The sequence below is a fragment of the Streptomyces sp. NRRL B-24085 genome, from assembly GCF_001282115.1.
GTDB lineage: Bacteria > Actinomycetota > Actinomycetes > Streptomycetales > Streptomycetaceae > Streptomyces.
Window position 1 is genome coordinate 1 of sequence record NZ_LJBR01000230.1, and the last position, 1,888, is coordinate 1,888.

2 protein-coding genes are annotated in these 1,888 nt (G+C 74.5%); both read left to right on the forward strand.

Features of this window, described 5'->3' with window-relative positions; translation table 11 throughout:
• A partial coding sequence (locus tag AOJ26_RS24270) for an ADP-ribosylglycohydrolase family protein (RefSeq protein WP_053850471.1) occupies nucleotides 1-985 on the forward strand: 985 nt, incomplete at its 5' end.
• Between the two features lie 8 nt (nucleotides 986-993).
• Nucleotides 994-1,888 (forward strand): ADP-ribosylglycohydrolase family protein (locus AOJ26_RS24275; RefSeq protein WP_053850472.1); only part of this gene is annotated, 895 nt, incomplete at its 3' end.

Sequence of the window (1,888 nt, forward strand, 5' to 3'; positions counted from 1 at the left end):
CGCCGAGCAGAACGCCACCACCACCCTCCCCGTCCCCATCGCCCTGAACCAACCCCCCGAGCCTCTCCGCCTGGGCCCCTCCGACGACGCCGAATGGGCGGCGTTCACCGCGGAGGCCCTCCTCAGAGCGGGCGACGACACGGCCTTGGGCGACCTGACGAGAGAACGCCGTACGAGGGCCGCCATCGACCTCGCCTGGAACGCCCTCGCCGCCGAGGTCGCCGCGGCAGCGGACCGCGCCCCCGAGATCGAGTCCGCCGTCCTCCCCCTGCGCGCCCGCATCTCCGTACGGGCGGGACTCGGCAACCTCGCCACCGGCCTGCGCCCTCCCGCGACCGGCCACGACAACCCGCACTACTTCGACGATGCGGCCTGCGTGCGGGCCTGCGTCCTCGCCGTGGCCCACCCGGGCGACCCCCGACTCGCCGCGGACCTCGCCGAGTTCGACGCCCGTTACACCCAGGACGGCGACGGAGTGCACGGAGCGAGAGCGATGGCCGCGGCCGTCGCTCTGGCCCTGACCGGCGCCTCCGTGGACGCCTGTGTGACCGCGGCCCTCGCCGAACTCCCCGAGGAGACGGAGATCGGCCGCAACGCCCGCTACGCCCTGCGCCTCGCCCGGACCGCCGACAGTACCTTCGCCCTGGTCCCCGCCCTGGAACACGAGATCGTCGACCACGTCTACAGCTACGGCATCGCGGCCGCCGAAACCGTCCCCGTGGCCCTCGCCCTGGCCACCGCCGCCCAGGGCCGCATCGCCGAGGCGATCCCCGCCGCGGCCTGCCTCTCCCGGGTGGCCGACTCGGCCCCGGCCCTGGCGGGCGCCCTGACCGGCGCCCTCGGCGGCGCCGGCGCGATCCCCGCCACCTGGCGGGACACCTGCCGCACCCTCTCCGGCTGCGCCCTGCCCCGCCTCACCGGCACGGACCTCGTGGAACTCGCCGGACTCCTGGAAGCCGCACAACCGCCCCTCCCAGGAGGATGATTCCGGGCATGACGCCCAAAAACTCAGAAAGCAACCTTGAGGACCGGATCACCGGAGCCCTCGTGGGCGCGGCGGTGGGCGACGCCCTAGGCGGCCCGGTCGAGGGCTACTCCCCCGACCAGATCCTCGAACGGCACGCCGGCCGCGTCCACGGCATCGTCGGCCCCTGGAACGGCGACGCCTGGCGCACCGCCCGCCCCATCGCCCCGTACCACAAGGGGGACGGCCACGTCACCGACGACACCTTGATGACCCACGCGCTGATCCGCGTCTACGACCGGGTCCGGGACCACCTCGACGCCTACGCGATCGCCGACCACCTGGTCCCCGACCTGATGACGAACCCGCGCTGGATCCCGGAGCTGGAGGCGGAGGCCCTCCCCCTGCACCGGGTCTTCCTCGCGGAGAAGTGGCTGGTCGCCCGCCTCCACTACGGTCACGCCGACCCGCGGGAGGCGGGCGTCGGCAACATCGTCAACTGCGGTGCGGCGATGTACATGGCCCCGGTGGGCCTGGTCAACGCGGCGAACCCGCGGGCCGCCTACACCGAGGCCCTGGACGTCGCGGGCGCCCACCAGTCGTCGTACGGCCGCGAGGCGGCGGCGGTCTTCGCGGCGGCGGTGGCGGCGGCGTGCGAGCCGGACGCGACCCCGGACTCGGTCGTGACGGCCTGTCTGCGGCTGGCGAAGGACGGCACACGGACGGCGATCGAGAAGGTCTGCGAAGCGGCCGCCCCCCACACGGACTTCGAGTCGGCCCTGCGGCCCCTGCGGGACGCGGTGGCTCCCTACGACACGGTCGGCCCCGACTACCGTGCCCCCTCCCTCGGCGCCCGCCGCCCCTCCCGCCTGCACACGATCGAGGAACTCCCCGTCGCGCTCGGGATGTTGCTGGTGGCAGCCG